We start from the raw sequence: 15,387 nt of genomic DNA, 5'->3' as shown, positions 1-15,387 counted from the left end.
CCAGCGCCAGCGGACGGGCCGCGCCGACGGCCGCCGCGACGACCTCGGCGAGCAGGGCGCCGAGGGGGCGGGCCAGGCCGTGCCGGCCCTGCTCCTTGTATGCCAGCAGAGCGGCCCGCAGCGGGTCCGCGTACGCGCCCAACGCTACGCAGGGCGGCAGACCGGGCGGGACGGGGGTGGGGCGGACCGCCCGTGGCCGCAGCGCGCCCAGCGCCGCGATACACCTGGGGCAGACCCCGTGCCGCAGACCTGGCCGGCGCTCCTGACAGCCCGCGCAGGTGGCGGGCAGCACCAGGTCGGCGAGGTCCGCCCAGAGCCCGCTCACCGGGTCAGTAGAGGAAGAACGGCGCGGTCGGGTTGCTCGGCCGGACGCCGCTCGGCACCGGGGCGATGCCGCGTACCCGGCCGGGCTCGATCCGTTCGAACGGGCTGCTCCGGTAGGCCACCCCGTTCGCCTCGTACATGTACGCCCCGCTGGGCACCCGCACGCTGCGGTTGGACGGGTACGCGGCGAGGTGGTTGACCTTGGCACCGAGGTCGGTCCGCAGCGGCGTCTCCAGGGCCCCGTCGACGCTGATCTCGTAGATCGCCGGTTGACCGACCGAGCCGGCCACCACGAGTTGGTCCTCCCGGCCCCAGTCGACAGCGGTGAGGCCACTGAGCGAGGTGACCAGTTCCCGGGGCGGGCCGACGGAGACGCCGCCGCCGTCCAGGTTGACCGCCGCTACGTAGAGACGGCCGCCGACGATCAGCGCGACCCGCTGCCCGTCCAACCCGGCGGCCACCGCCGTGACCTCGGCCGAGGGCAGGTTGAGCGGCACCGGATACATCCGGGCCGTCTCGTCGAACCGGTAGAGCTGCCCGTCGGCCACCACCAGGCCGCGCCCGGGGCGGGAGTCGACAGTACGCAGCCAGACCGGGCGGCTGATCGAGGAGAACTCGGTGGCGCTGCGGCTGACGACGGAGACCCGTTCGGGGCCGGTGCCCACCGCGAGTCGGTACCGGCTCCTGGCGGTGCCGGTCACCACCATCGCGGCGAGGATGTGCCGGTCCCTGGCCAGCCCGAGGCTGGCGGCGACGACGTTGCGGTTGACCTCGGGTGCCAACGGCACCAGGCCACTGGGTTCGCCCTCGAAGTCGAGCGGATGGATCGCGCCCTCGTACACACCGAACCGCTGCGGCCCGGCGGTGTTCGGGTAGAGCGCCTCGGCTTCTCGTCGCTTGCTCAGGTCCACCACGGGTTGCGAGTTGTTGCGGATCTTCAACTCCAACTCGCCCGGCAGGTCGCCCAGCGACCAGGCGATCTGGGTGATCAGTTGGTCGACCACGCGCTGGTCGTCGGCGGACATGTCCAGGTTGACCTCCCACCGGCCGTTACCCCCGGTGGCATTGTTGATCAACTCAGTGCGGTCGGGCAGCCCGACGACGCCCGGACGCAGCCAGTCGGAAGGGCCACCGACCAGCCACTTCACCACCTCGTTGACCCGCCGGTCCGCCGGCACCGCCTGCGGCCGGTAGCGCTGGTCGGGCACCAGGCGGGTGCGATCGGAACTCCAGAAGTAGATCGTCTCGTCCTGGTAGTACTGGCGGAGGGCCACGTCGCTGAGCAGCAGCACGTTCGGCGGGTTGATGACGTACAGGCCGGCCCGCTCGTCGTCGGCGCCGCCGTTGAACGCCGCGCTGCGCAGACCGAACTCGTACTCGGTCTCGGTCGCCACCGGCGGCGCCAGGGTGCCGTTCGACCGCAGCACCCCGATCTGCTGCACGCTGATCTTGACAGTGGTGGTCGAGTCGCTGTTGAGGGTGTAGACCGCCTCCCGCAGCCGAACCACGTTCAGCGCGACCTCGCTGCCCTTCTTGTCCTGTAGACGGATCTTGTCCTCCGGGGCGACGAACGCCTTGACCCGCTCGTACGCCCGATCCGGCTCACCGGCGGCGGCGGACAGGAAGTTGCGGACGAAGGCCTCGTTGACGCTGCCGCTGGCCGTCCGCGTCGGCGGCTCGCTGCCCCGACTGACCACCCCGGCCTCGGTCGCGGCCCCGCCCTTGCCGTCCACCCGCACGTCGGACGCCGCCGGGATGCCGCAACCGGCGCCCAGCAGCACCACCACGCCGAGCGCACCGAGCAGCGTCGGTCGTCTCACGAGCGCACCTCCGCCCGTTGCCCGTCAGGGCTCGACGCCAGGCCGATCGCCAACGCTCCGCCGCTGCCCGGGCCGATCGCCAGTGGGCCTCCGTCCCGGGGACCGCCGAACGGCAGCGCGGCGTCCGCCGGCACCAAACGCAGTGGTGAGGTGGTCAGCCGATCGCCGGCCCGGGCCGGCAGGGTGAGCCGGAACTGCGCCCCCTGCCCCGGCGCGCCCCACGCCTCCAGCCAGCCACCGTGCAGCCGGGCGTCCTCCAGGCTGATCGAGAGGCCCAACCCGGTGCCCCCGGTCTGCCGAGCCCGGGACGGGTCCGCCCGCCAGAACCGGTTGAACACCAACTTTTCCTCACCCACCTTGAGCCCCACCCCGTGGTCGCGGACGGTGATCGCCACGGCGGTGTCGTCGATGCCGAGGGTGATCAGCACCGGGCGCGCCTCACCGTGCTCGACGGCGTTACCGACCAGGTTGCGCAACACCCGCTCGACCCGGCGTGGGTCGACCTCGGCGATCACCGGCGTGCCCGGCAGGTCGAGCTCGATGGGTACGCCCACCCGCTCGGCCAGCCCGGCCAGCCGGTCGACCACGCGGTGCACCACCGGCACCAGGTCGGTCGGCTCGGAATCCAGCATGGCGAAGCCCGCGTCGAACCGGCTGATCTCCAGCAGGTCGGTGAGCAGTTCCTCGAACCGATCCAGCTCGGCCTGGAGCAGCTCGGCGCTGCGGGCCACCGCCGGATCGAACTCGTCGCGCTCGGCGAAGATCAGGTCAGCGGCCATCCGGACCGTGGTCAGCGGGGTACGCAGCTCGTGCGAGACGTCGGAGGTGAATCGACGCTGCAACCGGGACATCTCCTCCAGGCGCAGGATCTGTCGTTGCAGGTTGGTGGCCATCTGGTTGAACGAGGCGGCGAGCAGCGCGAGGTCGTCCTCGCCGTTGACCACCATCCGCTGGTCGAGCAGGCCGGCGGAGAGCCGCTGGGCGGTCCGTGCGGCCACCCGGACCGGGTTGACCACCAGCCGGGTGACCAGCGCCGCGAGCAACCCGAGCAGGATCACCAGGGCCACCCCGGTGGCCACCACGGTGGCCCGGGCGTCGGCGGCGGTGACGTCCTGCCGGGTCAGCGGCACCAGGTAGTAGAGCTCGATCTGGCCGAAGCGGGTGGGCACCGGCGAGCCGTAGACCAGGTATTTGGTGGTATCGCCGGTGAGCCGGCCGGTGCGGATCTGGCTGGCCACCTTGCCGTCGGCGATCGCGGCCCGCAGCTCGGGGCTGATCAGCAACCGGACGTTCGCCGACGGGGCGGTACGCGTCTGGATGTCGTCGGGGTAACCGTCGGCGGTGATCGCCACCACCACCCCGCTGGTCTGCTGGGGGTCGCCGCCGGCGAGGTAGTTGACGGTGCCGTCGATGGTCTCCTGGAGCTGCGCCTCCTGCGGTTGCCCGTAGAAGGAGACCTGCTTGGCCGCGTAGCTGGCACCGCTCGTCACCCGCTGCCGGACGTCGCTGCGGGCATTGTCCAACAGGATGGTGGTGATCTTGTCAGCGATCAGGAAGGCGAAACCGCCGACCAGCAGACTGGACGCGACAAGCGTGATGGTGACGACCCGAACCTGTAGCGAGCGCCGCCAGGTCTGGTGTACCCGGCCCACCACCCGGGCGACCCGACCGCTCACCGCACGCCAGAGCTCCCCGCCGGCGTTCAGCCGGCGGGCAGCCGTACTCGGGGAGGGTGGGGGCGGCGAGGTCGACACAGTGTGACCAGGCTATCCGGTCCCCGCCTTGTAGCCCACGCCCCGCACGGTGAGGATGATTTCCGGACGCTCCGGGTCCGGCTCGATCTTGGCCCGCAACCGCTGGACGTGCACGTTGACCAGACGCGTGTCGGCCGCGTGCCGGTAGCCCCAGACCTGCTCCAGCAACACCTCACGGGTGAAGACCTGACGTGGCTTGCGGGCGAGCGCGACCAGCAGGTCGAACTCCAGCGGAGTCAGCTTCACCTCCTCGTCGTTGCGACTGACGGTGTGCGCGGGCACGTCGATGGTGATCTGGTTGTCCGGCGGCCCGATGGTCAACATCTCGGGGGCGACGTCCTCGCCCCGGCGCAGCCGGGCCCGCATCCGGGCCACCAGTTCCTTGGGCTTGAACGGCTTGACCACGTAGTCGTCGGCGCCGGACTCCAGGCCCAGCACCACGTCCACCGTGTCGCTCTTGGCGGTCAGCATGACGATCGGCACGCCGGACTCGGCCCGGATCGACCGGGCGACGTCGATACCGCTCATCCCGGGCAGCATCAGGTCAAGCAGCACGATATCGGGACGGTTGTCACGAAAAGCGGCCAACGCCCGCTCGCCGTCCGCCACGAACGAGGGGAGAAAACCCTCACTGCGCAGCACGATGCCGAGCATCTCGGCGAGCGCGGGGTCGTCGTCGACCACCAGTACGCGGGCTCTCATGGGATTAATATTGCATCCTCAGTCAGGTCTGTGGGACCGGCGTCGGCCGGTAACGGCTGTCACCATGATCCCCCTTCGGCGCCGCCCGGCGCCACCGGCTGGCTGGGCCGATCCCGCTGTCGCCAACCGGACGCCGGTCAGCCGAAAAGCGCGCGCCCCCAGTGGTCCCCGCCGTCGCGGACCCCGGGCGGGCAGGCGAACACGCCGCTGGAAACGTGCCGCAGGTACTCGTTGAGCACGTCGTGCCGCGCCAACTGGGTCTGGATCGGCACGAACTGGCGGCGTGGGTCACGCTGGTAGGCGATGAAGAAGAGACCCGCGTCGAGCCGGCCGAGACCGTCCGAGCCGTCGACGAAGTTGTAGCCCCGGCGCAGCAGCTGGGCGCCCCCGTTCCGGCTCGGATGAGCCAGTGCGACGTGCGCGTGTTCGGCGATCACCGGCTTGCCGTCCGCCCCACGCGCGGCCAGGTCCGGCTCGTCGAACTCGTCGGTCCGACCGAGCGGCGCACCGCTGCCCTTGGTCCGGCCGATGATCTCCTCCTGCTCGGCCAGCGAGGTCCGGTCCCAGGTCTCCACCAGCATCCGGATCTTGCGGGTGACCAGGTACGAGCCGCCGGTCATCCAGTCCGGCCCGTCACCCGGCTGCACCCACAGCTGGTCGCGCAGCAGGTCGGTGTCCTCGGCCTTGAGGTTGGCCGTGCCGTCCTTGAAGCCGAACAGGTTGCGCGCGGTGGCCTGGTCGCGGGACGTCGACGAGGTACGCCCGAAGCCGAGCTGCGACCAGCGGACGCTCACCACGCCCATGCCGAGCCGGGCCAGGTTGCGGATCGCGTGCACCGCCACCTGCGGATCGTTGGCGCAGGCCTGGACGCAGAGGTCGCCACCGGAGAGCTGTGGCTGCAACGCGTCGCCCGGGAACCTCGGCAGCTCGGCGAGGGCGGCGGGTCGCCGGTCGGCGATGCCGAAGCGGTCCCGGCCGTCGGAGTCGCGGAACAGCGTCGGCCCGAAGCCGATGGTGAGGGTGAGCTGCGAGGGAGGTAGGCCGAGCGCCTCGCCGGTGTCGTCCGGCGGGGCCTCCGGCATCCCGCCGACCGCGCCCAGCAGCCCGGCGTCACGCCCGGCGGTCATTCGGGCGGCGGCGGCCGTCCACTCCTCGAGCAGCTCGACCAGCCGGGCCCGATCCTTGGTGATCACGTCGAAGGCGACGAAGTGCAACCGGTCCTGCGCCGGGGTGACGATGCCGGCCTGGTGCTCGCCGTGGAACGGCACCGCCCCGGCCGGGTGGTCACTCGCGGCGGCCGGACCACGGTGGCCGTCGACCAGTGCCCCCGCGCCGACCGCCACCCCGGCGACCCCGGCCACCCCGGCGCCGGCGAGCGTGATCGCCCGCCGACGGGTCAACCTGTTCCCGCTCATCGGTCCCCCCTGGGTCCGGTCACTTCGCGACGGCCGCGGCGACCTTGCTGATCGGCTCGGCGAGCGCGTTGATCCCGTCGGAGAGCTCCTTGAGCTCGGCCTTGCTCAGCGCGGTGTGCAGCTTCCAGCCGTCGCCGTCGCGGTGCTTGCCGAGCAGGGTCTCGACGTTGGCGAACTCGGTGTCCAACTGCGTGACCAGCTCCGGCGAGCGCTGTTGCAGCGCGGGGCGGAGTGCGGACACGGCGGCCTTGGAGCCTTCGAGGTTGGCGGCGAAGTCCCACAGGTCGGTGTGCGAGTAGCGGTCCTCCTCGCCGGTGATCTTGCCGCTGGCCACCTCGTCGAGCAACTCCTTGGCACCGTTGGCGAGCTGGAGCGGGGAGAGCTTCTCGGCGTTGGCCTTGGCCACGATCTCCTTGACGTCGACCAGCAGTCGGTCGGCGATCGGGCCGTCCTTGCTGATGTCGCCGGACTGCCAGAGGTCCTTCTCGATCCGGTGGAAGCCGGTGAACTCCATCCCCTCCTCGATGACCTCCTCGCGGCCATCGATCTTGGGGTCGAGGTCGCCGAAGATCTCCGCCACCGGTTCGATCCGCTCCCAGTAGGTGCGGGCGACCGGGTAGAGCGCCTTGGCCTTCGCGACGTCGCCGGCCTTGACCGCGCCGACGAACTCCCCGGTCTTGTCCAACAGGGCGGCGGTCTGGCTCTTGACGTAGCGCTGGTAGTTGTCGGCGGCACCGGCCAGCGCGGCGTCGGCGGTGAGCGGCTGCGCCGAGCCGCTGACCTTGAGCGCGCCCCGGATGCCCTTGCCGCTCATGCCCGGCTTGCAGGCCGTCTGGTAGGTGCCGGCCGGCAACTCCACCCGCAGCTCGCGGCTGAGGCCGGGGGCGATGTTCTCCACCTCGCCCAGCACGCGGTCGCCGTCGGCGTACACGTAGAACTCGGTCACCTTCGCGCCCGAGTTGGTGATCTTGAAGGTTGCGGTGCCGGCGCCCAGCTCGGTCGAACCGACCTCGCAGCTGGTGTCGCTGGCCTTCACCACGATCGGGCCGCCGGCCGCGCCGGAGTCACCCTTGTCCGACTCCGAGCAGGCGGCCAGACCGGCCGTCGCCAGCACGCCGGCGGCGGCCAGCGCGAAGAACTGGGTGGTACGCATCTGAGCTGTCTCTCCTCGTGGGGTCAGGCGCGCTGCGGCGTGGTCGCCGCGTCGGCCTCAGCCTCGGCCTCGGCGCCGGTGTCGGCCCCGCGCTCGGCGACGGTGGTGGTGGTCGTGGCGGGTGCCGGCTTACGCCGGGACGGCCGCAGGAAGAGCAGCAGGACCGGCACGGCGTACCCGACCCAGGCGATCGTCTCCAGCACGGTGGGCGCGGGAGTCACGTTGAACATGCCGGCGAGCAGGGCGGCGTACCAGGTGCTCGGGTCGAGCGCGCTGGTGATGTCGAAGGCCAGGTCGTTCAGCCCGGGCAGGACGCCGGCCTCCTGGAAGTCGTGCACGCCGTACTTGAGGATGCCGGCGGCGACCAGGATCAGCAGCGCGCCGGTCCAGGTGAAGAAGGTGCTGAGGTTGATCCGCACGGCGCTGGCGTAGAGCAGCACGCCGAGCAGCACGGCGGTGACGATCCCGCCGATCAACGCGAGCAGCGGCCCACTGTCGCCGGCCGCGCCCTGGGCCGCCGAATAGAAGATCAGCGCGGTCTCCAGGCCCTCGCGGATCACCGCGAGGAAGGCCATTCCGGCGACGGCGAGAGACCCGACGGCCAGCGCCTCGGTGAGCTTGCCGCGCAGCTCGCCGGCGATGCTCCGGGCGGCCCGGCGCATCCAGAAAATCATCCAGGTGACGAAGACCACGGCGGCGACGGAGGTGATCGCCTCGAACAACTCCCGGTCCTCGGAGCGGGACAGCAGCGAGGTCGACGTGTACTCGATCAGCCAGCCGAAGAGCACCGAGAGCGCAACGGCCAGGCCGACGCCCGCCCAGACCTGCGGCAGCCGGTCCCGGCGCTGTGACTTCACCAGGAAGGCGACCAGGATGCTGACCACCAGGGTCGCTTCGAGACCTTCCCGCAGGCCGATCAGGTAGGTGGCGAACATCCGGTCTCCGAGTTGGTTAGGCACGCCTTGGCTCACTTAGGGCAGGCATACCTTCCTCCCTGCTCAGTGCCCCCGTCAAGTCGTTCACGACAAGCTCACCCCTCGGCAGCGGTCCGGCGACGTTCCGGCAGGCGGTCCGGACCGGTCGGCTGTGGAAGGATGCCCGCCGTGAGGGGATTCCTGCCGTGGTTGACGGTGCTGGCCGTGGTGTTGCTGCTCAGCGCGCTGCGACTGCGGGCGCTGGCCACCGTCGTGTCGATCGGGTGGTTGGCCTGGTGCGCCTGGACCTGGTTCCGGCCCGCCCGCCGCGGTCCGCGCTCCGACTGAGCCGCCGGCCCGGAGACGACGAACCGGGCCGGCTGCGAACAGCCGACCCGGTCCGAAGGTGTCGATCAGTAGCGGTAGTGATCCGGCTTGAACGGACCCTCGGTGGAGACCCCCAGGTAGGCTGCCTGCTCCTTGGTGAGCGTGCTCAGCTTGGCGCCGAGCGCGCTCAGGTGCAGCCGGGCCACCTTCTCGTCCAGGTGCTTGGGCAGCACGTAGACGCCGATCGGGTAGTCCTCCGTCTTGGTGAAGAGCTCGATCTGGGCGATCGTCTGGTTGGCGAACGAGTTCGACATCACGAAGCTCGGGTGCCCGGTCGCGTTGCCCAGGTTCAGCAGGCGGCCCTCGGAGAGCACGATGATGGCGTGCCCGTCGGCGAAGCGCCACAGGTCGACCTGCGGCTTGATGTTGATCCGCTCGACGTCGGAGCGCTTGGCCAGGCCGGCCATGTCGATCTCGTTGTCGAAGTGTCCGATGTTGCCCACGATGGCCTGGTGCTTCATCCGGGCCATGTGCTCGTTGGTGATGACGTCGAAGCAGCCGGTGGCGGTGATGAAGATGTCCGCCTGCTCGACCACGTCGTCCAGGGTGGCCACCTGGTAGCCGTCCATCGCGGCCTGCAACGCGCAGATCGGGTCGACCTCGGTCACCACGACCCGGGCGCCCTGGCCGCGCAGCGACTCGGCGCAGCCCTTGCCCACGTCGCCGTAGCCCATGACGACCGCCATCTTGCCGCCGATCAGCACGTCGGTGGCCCGGTTGATGCCGTCGATGAGCGAGTGCCGGCAACCGTACTTGTTGTCGAACTTGCTCTTGGTCACCGAGTCGTTGACGTTGATGGCCGGGAAGAGCAGCGTGCCCGCCCGGTGCATCTCGTAGAGCCGGTGCACGCCGGTGGTGGTCTCCTCGGTCACGCCCTTGATGCCGGAGGAGATCCGGGTCCAGCGCTGGCCGTCCTCGGCGAGCGAGCGGTGCAGCAGTTCGAGGATGACCGCGTACTCCTCGGAGTCGGCGGACTCGACCGGCGGCACGACCCCGGCCTTCTCGAACTCGGCACCCTTGTGCACCAGCAGGGTGGCGTCGCCACCGTCGTCGAGGATCATGTTCGGGCCCTGCCCGTCCGGCCAGTTGAGCACCTGCTCGGTGCACCACCAGTACTCCGGCAGGGTCTCGCCCTTCCAGGCGTACACCGGGACGCCGGCGGGCGCCTCGGGGGTGCCGTTCGGGCCGACGACGATCGCGGCGGCGGCGTGGTCCTGGGTGGAGAAGATGTTGCAGGACGCCCAGCGGACCTGCGCGCCGAGCGCGACCAGCGTCTCGATCAGGACGGCGGTCTGGATGGTCATGTGCAGCGAGCCGGTGATCCGCGCGCCGGCGAGCGGCTGCGCCTCGGCAAACTCCCGCCGGATCGCCATCAGGCCGGGCATCTCGTGCTCGGCGAGCTGGATCTCTTTACGCCCGAACTCGGCGAGCGACAGATCCGCCACCTTGAAGTCGCCGTCGGCAAGCGTGCTCGGCCGGGCCTCGGACGGCGTGCCGCTGGCGGCCGCCGGGAGGGTGCTGGTCATGAAAGCTCCTGTCGAACGTTGTCTGCGCCGATCTTCCACCTTACGCGCGCGTCGACGACGCCCACCCGGGCACGGTCGATGGACAGCGCACGGGGCGGTCGGTGGTGGGCGGTTTCATCCACCCACGTCCCGCCCGCCCCGTGCATCCCCCCGGTTTGGTTCCCCGCACGTTCTCGGACCGTCGTCGCGATAACGCTGCGTACTCATAGAGTCACACTCAGCCAGGTCAGCGTCAAGCCATTCCGGAAAAGTCGGACTTGCGCCTTCGCCGAGCGACCCGGTCAGCGCAGTCCGGACGTCGCCACGTACGCCACCCCAGCCCCCCCGAGCCGCAGCGGTTCACCGGCCGCCGTGCCGATCGCCGCCTCGCCGGAGACCAGCGTCAAGGCACCGGCCCCGTCGTCCACGGTGATCGAACCGCCGGCGCAGAGCACCACCCGGGGGCCGGGGAGCGGCAGCGTCACCGAGGACACCTCCGCGTCGACCCGCACCCGGTGCAGCGCGAAGTCGTCCACCGGCACGGGCCACCAGTCCACCCCCGGGCCGACCGGCTGGGCAGCCCGCACCGGATCGTCGAGCACCTCGAAGCGCAGCACCCGCAACAACTCGTCGACGTCCACCCGCTTCGGGGTGAGGCCGCCGCGCAGCACGTTGTCGCTGGCCGCCATGACCTCGACCCCACAGCCGCTCAGGTACGCGTGCAGGTTGCCGGCGGGCATCCAGATCGCCTCCCCCGGCACCAGCCGAACGTGGTGCAGCAGCAGCGCGACCAGCACCCCCGGATCCCCCGGGTACGTCTTGGCCAGCCGGCGGGCCAACTCGGCGTCCGGGCCGTCCGCCGACGCGGCCACCACCGAACTGAGCAGCTCGTGACGCCGCGCGACCGGCCAGCCGAGCAGCGTCCGCACCGCCGTCGGCAGCCCCGCCGGCCCGGACCGCAACGCGGTGACCACCGGCGTCAACTCCGGTACGCCGAACGCGGCGAGCGCCTCGGCCGACTCCGCCGGGTCCCGGAAACCGCACAGCGCCTCGAACGGGGTGAGCGCGACCAACAATTCCGGCTTGTGATGCGGGTCGGAGTAGTTGCGCTGCTGCTCGGGGAGCCCCGCCTCCGCCGCGTAGCCGGCCCGCGCCTGCTCGGCGTCCGGGTGGGCCTGCAGGCTCAGCGGAGCATCGGCCGCTAGCACCTTGAGCAGGAACGGCAGTCGGCCGCCGAACCGCTCGGACACCCGCTCGCCGAGCCACTGCCCGGGCTCGTCCCGCACCAGGTCGCAGAGGCTCACCCGCAGACCGGACCGGTCGACGCTGGCCGGGGCGCCCGGGTGGGCGCCCAGCCACAGCTCCGCCTCCGGGCTCGCGCTCGGCACCGAGCGCCCCTGAAGGAGCGCGATGGCCGAGCGCGAGCCCCAGGCGTAGTCCCGGATCGGCCCGTACAGTGGCTCCACCTGTCAGCCCCCGGCCGCCCGGCCGCCTCGCCCGCCGCGTCCTGCGGCTGCGGCACGGCGGTGTCGGCGGCGGCGCCGGTGCCGGCCTGGGCGGCAGCCACGCTGTAGACGTCCGGCTCCAGGTAGATGACCCGGGCGATCGGCACCGCTGCGCGGATCCGCGCCTCCACGGCGTTGATGCCGCGGGCCAGGTCGTGCGCGCTCTCGCACTTGGGAACGGCGATCTTCGCGGCCACCATCAGCTCCTCCGGCCCCAGGTAGAGCGTCTTCATGTGGATGATGCGCTCCACCTCGGGGCCATCGGTTACCGCCCGCTCGATGGCGGCGACGTCGGACGCCTCGGCACCCTCACCGAGCAGCAGACTCTTCGTCTCGATGGCCAGCACGATGGCGATGATCACCAGCAGGATGCCGATCATGGCGGTGCCGGCGGCGTCCCACTCGCCGTTGCCGGTGATCAACGTCATGGTGACGCCGAAGAGCGCGAACACCAGACCGACCAGCGCGCCGAAGTCCTCCAGCAGCACCACAGGCAACTCCGGGGCCTTGGCGCGGCGGATGAAACGCACCCAGGACTGGTTGCCCCGGATGTGATTGGACTCCTTGATGGCGGTCCGGAAGGAGAACGACTCCAGGACGATCGCCACCACCAGCACGGTCACCGGCAACCACTGCCACTCGGTGATCCCGTGCGGATCGTGCCACTTGTGGTACGCCTCGTAGAGCGCGAACAGGCCACCGATGCTGAACAGCACGATGGACACGATGAACGCGTAGATGTAGCGCTCCCGGCCGTACCCGAACGGGTGTTCCGGGGTGGCCGCCCGCTTCGCCCGCTTGCCGCCGAGCAGCAGGAGGCCCTGGTTGCCGGAGTCGGCGACCGAGTGGACCGCCTCGGCCAGCATCGACGACGAGCCGGAGAGCAGGAACGCGATGAACTTGGTGACGGCGATGCCGATGTTGGCCAGCAGGGCGGCGACAATCGCCTTCGTCCCACCGTTGGCGCTCATGCCACCGCTCCGCTTCGCCGCACGAAGCCGACCGGTCCGCGCATGGCGCGCCGCCCCCTACGTTCGTTCACTGGTTCGACAGCTCCTTCATCTCGGTGATGGCCGGCACGGCCATCGGATCCAGCCCATGGGCCAGGGCCAGGTAGATCGAGGCAAAATCCGGTACGGCGATCAGCGAGGCCAGCCGCTCCAGGGCCGAGCCGCCCTCGGCGGTGACCACGTCGCAGCGCACGCCACGGCGCTCCGCGAGGGTCTGCACCGCGTCCGCGCGGCGCTCCTCGACGGCGAGCGGCTCGTCGGTGTCGTCGTCGGCGTTGAGCCCGCCGTCGCGCAGCAGCACCAGCCGCAGCCGGGTGCCGTCGCCGTCGTCCTCGGCCGGGTCGGCGAAGATGTCCCGCTCCCCCTCGGCCAGCCCACCGAAGACACCGTCGAGCAACCCGACCCGGCCCCGACCGGCCTCACCGAGCGCACCGGTCACCACCGGGTAGCGGGCGTTGGCCGACAGGGTGTCGCCGAAGCGGCGGGCAGCCACCGTGGCCAGCGGGGACGAGCCCCAGACGATGGGGATCGAGCCGGCCAGCCCGAGCGCCAGGGACTTCGCCGGGTTGACGAAGGACTCCGCGTTGGACCGGCAGCGGTCGGCGTCCGCGTCCAACCGGGCCGCGGTCTCCGCCAGGTCCGCCTCGTTGACCTTGACCAGCCCGAGGGAACGGGCGGCGAGTAGGACCGGCACGGTGAGCGCCCAGAGGCTGGCCCGCGCCGGGGCACGCCGGGGCACCGGAATGAACGGCGCCCGGGCCTGCTCGGCGATCGACTGCAACCGCGAGTCGGGGGCGCCCACGGCGACCAGCCGGGCACCCCGCCGGTGTGCCGCCTCGGCGGCACCGAGCGCCTCCGGGCTACGTCCGGACGCGCTCACCGCGATCACCACGTCGGCCGCGCCCACCCAACCGGGTACGCCGGCACTGCGGTGCGCGATGACCGGGACGGGGCAGCGTGGCCCGGCGACCGTGGCCAGCACGTCCCCGGTACGCCCCGCGGTGCCGATACCGGCGATCACCACGGCTCGGGGGCGACCGTCGTCGGCGAGCACCGACAGGTTCGCCTCGGCTGCCAACGCGGCGCTCTCGCGGACCTGCGCACCGGCCGACGCGGTGTGCCGGAGCATGTCACCCGGGTCGGCCTCGGCCAACGCCGCCGGGTTGTCGAGCAGGGCCTCGTCGGCGTCGCGACGCCCGCTGACCCCGGCCGTACCGTCGATCATGAGGACTGCCCAGGGCCGCCGCGCGCCTCGTCGAGCAGCAGCACCGGCACGTCGTCGCGGACCTCGAAGATCCGGCCGCACTCCGTGCAGGTCAACGTCTGCGCCTCGGCGTCATAGGTGAGCGGGGCGTGGTGCGTGTCCGGACAGGCGAGGATCTCGAGCAACTGCGGATCCAGGGCCATGGCACGGCTCCTTCCACGTGTGCGGCTTGACCGGCGGCGGTGCCGACCGGCGCAGGCGATCTTATCGGCGAACGCGGTCGAGCACGTCGTCCCGGAGCGAGACCATCCGATCCCGGGTGGGTGCCTCGACGTTGAGCCGCAGCAGCGGCTCCGTGTTGGAGGCGCGCAGGTTGAACCAGGCGCCGTCGGCGAAACGCAGGGTGAGCCCGTCCATCTCGTCGGCCACCGCGTTCGGGTACGCGGCACGCACCTCGGCCACCGCCGCCGCCTGGTCGGCCACCGTCGAGTTGATTTCGCCCGAGGCGACGTAGCGCTCGTACTCACCGGCCAGCACGGAGAGCGGCAGCGACTGCTCGCCCAGCGCGGCCAGGGTGTGCATCGCCGCGAGCATGCCGGTGTCGGCGAACCAGAAGTCCCGGAAGTAGTAGTGCGCCGAGTGCTCGCCGCCGAAGACGGCGTTGGTCCGGGCCATCTCGGCCTTGATGAAGGAGTGCCCGACCCGGGCGACGACCGGCTGCCCACCGTGCTCGCGGATGATCTCCGCGACCGCACTGGAGGTGATCAGGCCGTGGATCACCGTGGAACCCGGGTGCTTGGCCAGCTCGCGCGCGGCGACGAGGGCGGTGATCGCCGATGGCGAGACCGGCTCGCCGCGTTCGTCCACCACGAAGCACCGGTCGGCGTCGCCGTCGAAGGCCAAGCCGATGTCGGCCCCGTGCTCGACCACGGCGCGCTGGAGGTCGACCAGGTTCGCCGGGTCCAGTGGGTTGGCCTCGTGGTTGGGGAAGCTGCCGTCCAGCTCGAAGTAGAGCGGCACGATCTCCAGTGGCAGCGGCGACAGCGCCGCGTCGCCCAACACGGTCGGGACGGTGAAGCCCCCCATTCCGTTGCCGGCGTCGACGACCACCTTCAACGGCCGGATGCCCGAGAGATCGACCAGCTTGCGCAGGTAACCGGCGTAGTCGGGAAGCAGGTCGCGCCGCTCGGCCGGCCGGGTCGGCGCACCGGCGGGACGGGCGTCACCCGAGTCCAGGAGGGCCTGGGCCCGCTCCCGGATCTCGGCCAGACCGCTCTCCTGACCGATCGGGCGGGCCCCGGAGCGGCACATCTTGATGCCGTTGTACTGCGCGGGGTTGTGGCTGGCGGTGAACATCGCGCCCGGCAGGTCGAGGGAGCCGGAGGCGTAGTAGAGCAGGTCGGTGGAGGCGAGCCCGATCTCGATCACCGCGCGCCCCTCGGCGCGTACCCCGGCGGCGAACGCGGCGGCCAGACCGGGCGAGGTGGCCCGCATGTCGTGCCCGATGACGACCGCGTCGCCCGGCTCGTCGGAGGAGTTGAGCAACTGGGTGAAGGCGGCACCCAGCGCCTCGGCGACCCGTTCGTCCCACTGGTCCGCATGTCGTGCCCGATGACGACCGCGTCGCCCGGCTCGTCGGAGGAGTTGAGCAACTGGGTGAAGGCGGCACCCAGCGCCTCGGCGACCCGTTCGTC

The 15,387-nt window shown here is 71.4% G+C and carries 12 protein-coding genes and 2 pseudogenes; 1 reads left to right on the top strand and 13 read right to left on the bottom strand.

The window, feature by feature from the left end; genetic code table 11:
* The 7 genes and pseudogenes from JM949_RS24740 to efeU form a co-directional block, all read right to left on the bottom strand.
* Window positions 1–325: pseudogene (locus JM949_RS24740) on the bottom strand (ComF family protein); the annotation flags it as partial.
* A 4-nt stretch (window positions 326–329) separates the two neighbouring features.
* Window positions 330–2,144: an LpqB family beta-propeller domain-containing protein gene (locus tag JM949_RS24735; RefSeq protein ID WP_203150698.1), complete on the bottom strand. Its 1,815-nt coding sequence runs from the start codon at window positions 2,142–2,144 to the stop codon at window positions 330–332.
* A complete protein-coding gene (gene mtrB, locus JM949_RS24730; protein WP_203150697.1) occupies window positions 2,141–3,898 on the bottom strand; it encodes an MtrAB system histidine kinase MtrB in 1,758 nt (585 codons plus the stop codon). Before mtrB ends, JM949_RS24735 begins: the two co-directional genes overlap by 4 nt.
* Window positions 3,899–3,910: 12 nt before the next feature.
* On the bottom strand, window positions 3,911–4,600 hold the full coding sequence (gene mtrA, locus JM949_RS24725) for an MtrAB system response regulator MtrA (RefSeq protein ID WP_203150696.1): 690 nt from the start codon (window positions 4,598–4,600) through the stop codon (window positions 3,911–3,913).
* Window positions 4,601–4,737: 137 nt separating this feature from the next.
* Window positions 4,738–6,015 (bottom strand): iron uptake transporter deferrochelatase/peroxidase subunit, encoded by a 1,278-nt coding sequence (gene efeB, locus JM949_RS24720; RefSeq protein ID WP_203150695.1) that lies wholly within the window; start codon window positions 6,013–6,015, stop codon window positions 4,738–4,740.
* 19 nt (window positions 6,016–6,034) lie between these two features.
* A complete protein-coding gene (gene efeO, locus JM949_RS24715; RefSeq protein ID WP_203150694.1) occupies window positions 6,035–7,168 on the bottom strand; it encodes an iron uptake system protein EfeO in 1,134 nt (377 codons plus the stop codon).
* Between the two features lie 23 nt (window positions 7,169–7,191).
* Entirely contained in the window at window positions 7,192–8,103 is a 912-nt protein-coding gene (gene efeU, locus JM949_RS24710) for an iron uptake transporter permease EfeU (protein WP_203150699.1), read from the bottom strand.
* 168 nt (window positions 8,104–8,271) lie between these two features.
* Between efeU and JM949_RS24705 the strand changes: the two genes are divergently transcribed.
* Window positions 8,272–8,430, top strand: a complete 159-nt coding sequence (locus JM949_RS24705) for a hypothetical protein (protein ID WP_203150693.1) — start codon at window positions 8,272–8,274, stop codon at window positions 8,428–8,430.
* 65 nt (window positions 8,431–8,495) lie between these two features.
* Here the strand turns inward: JM949_RS24705 and ahcY are convergent, their stop codons facing one another.
* The 6 genes and pseudogenes from ahcY to JM949_RS24675 all read right to left on the bottom strand — a co-directional run.
* Complete coding sequence (ahcY, locus tag JM949_RS24700) at window positions 8,496–9,995, bottom strand: adenosylhomocysteinase (protein ID WP_203150692.1); 1,500 nt, start codon at window positions 9,993–9,995, stop codon at window positions 8,496–8,498.
* Window positions 9,996–10,276: 281 nt separating this feature from the next.
* Window positions 10,277–11,440, bottom strand: coding sequence for a mannose-6-phosphate isomerase, class I (gene manA / locus JM949_RS24695; RefSeq protein WP_203150691.1), 1,164 nt, complete (start codon window positions 11,438–11,440; stop codon window positions 10,277–10,279).
* Between the two features lie 86 nt (window positions 11,441–11,526).
* Window positions 11,527–12,450 (bottom strand): annotated as a pseudogene (locus JM949_RS24690) (cation diffusion facilitator family transporter); the annotation flags it as partial.
* A gap of 67 nt (window positions 12,451–12,517) precedes the next feature.
* Window positions 12,518–13,714, bottom strand: coding sequence for an SIS domain-containing protein (locus JM949_RS24685; protein WP_203150690.1), 1,197 nt, complete (start codon window positions 13,712–13,714; stop codon window positions 12,518–12,520).
* Window positions 13,711–13,896 (bottom strand): Trm112 family protein, encoded by a 186-nt coding sequence (locus JM949_RS24680; protein ID WP_091394023.1) that lies wholly within the window; start codon window positions 13,894–13,896, stop codon window positions 13,711–13,713. The genes JM949_RS24685 and JM949_RS24680 overlap by 4 nt, the downstream gene beginning before the upstream one ends.
* A 61-nt stretch (window positions 13,897–13,957) precedes the next feature.
* The coding region (locus JM949_RS24675; protein ID WP_203150689.1) for a phosphomannomutase/phosphoglucomutase at window positions 13,958–15,387 on the bottom strand (1,430 nt) is incomplete at its 5' end.

Origin of the sequence: Micromonospora tarensis (assembly GCF_016803395.1) — a bacterium.
Taxonomy (GTDB): domain Bacteria; phylum Actinomycetota; class Actinomycetes; order Mycobacteriales; family Micromonosporaceae; genus Micromonospora; species Micromonospora tarensis.
The sequence above is the reverse complement of the archived record's forward strand: the minus strand, read 5'-3'. Positions and strand labels throughout refer to the sequence as shown.

What these genes read in the sequence shown, in the direction of transcription:
- mtrA (WP_203150696.1), bottom strand. Translation starts at nt 4,600, where the DNA reads ATGAGAGCCCGCGTACTGGTGGTCGACGACGACCCCGCGCTCGCCGAG.
- efeB (WP_203150695.1), bottom strand. Translation starts at nt 6,015, where the DNA reads ATGAGCGGGAACAGGTTGACCCGTCGGCGGGCGATCACGCTCGCCGGC.
- efeO (WP_203150694.1), bottom strand. Translation starts at nt 7,168, where the DNA reads ATGCGTACCACCCAGTTCTTCGCGCTGGCCGCCGCCGGCGTGCTGGCG.
- efeU (WP_203150699.1), bottom strand. Translation starts at nt 8,103, where the DNA reads ATGTTCGCCACCTACCTGATCGGCCTGCGGGAAGGTCTCGAAGCGACC.
- ahcY (WP_203150692.1), bottom strand. Translation starts at nt 9,995, where the DNA reads ATGACCAGCACCCTCCCGGCGGCCGCCAGCGGCACGCCGTCCGAGGCC.
- JM949_RS24685 (WP_203150690.1), bottom strand. Translation starts at nt 13,714, where the DNA reads ATGATCGACGGTACGGCCGGGGTCAGCGGGCGTCGCGACGCCGACGAG.
- JM949_RS24680 (WP_091394023.1), bottom strand. Translation starts at nt 13,896, where the DNA reads ATGGCCCTGGATCCGCAGTTGCTCGAGATCCTCGCCTGTCCGGACACG.